Origin of the sequence: Comamonas sp. B-9 (assembly GCF_000410635.1) — a bacterium.
GTDB lineage: Bacteria > Pseudomonadota > Gammaproteobacteria > Burkholderiales > Burkholderiaceae_C > Comamonas.
Genome location: NZ_KE148661.1, coordinates 1 through 418, shown reverse-complemented (window position 1 = coordinate 418; position 418 = coordinate 1). Strand labels below are relative to the sequence as shown.

Annotated in this window: 1 pseudogene; it reads right to left on the bottom strand. The window is 70.6% G+C overall.

Annotation, left to right across the window (positions count from 1 at the left end):
* Positions 1 to 151 precede the first annotated feature (151 nt).
* Positions 152 to 418 (bottom strand): annotated as a pseudogene (locus H928_RS32635) (hypothetical protein); the annotation flags it as partial.

The following is a 418-nucleotide window of genomic DNA, read 5'->3' as shown; positions in this document are numbered from 1 at the left end:
GCACCCCGCAGCACCCCTCCCCAAGGGAGCCGGTGCACCCTTACCCAGGCAACCCCGAGCACCCCTATCCGGGCACGCAGCCAGAGCCCGCGCCCGATACGACGACCGGTCAATCGGTGTGAGTGGATGCAGCGCTTGAGCGGCTGCAGGCTTATTTCTGCGTTGTCTGCAAGAGATCCAGGCGGCGCTGCACCTGGTCGGCCAGCGCCGTATCGCCCAGCTCCCGCGCCAGGCGCTGCTGGTTGATCAGCCAGGCCATCACGGCGCGGCGCCAGCCCTGGGCAGAAGCGGTATCTACCGCCTGGGTGACGACCGCCATGGGCACCGGTCCACGCACGGCCAGCACGCCGGCAGCGACCAGGCGCGAGAGCGGGTCTTCCATAGCCGCCAGCGCAGCGGCTGCCTGCGCAGGCGCCAG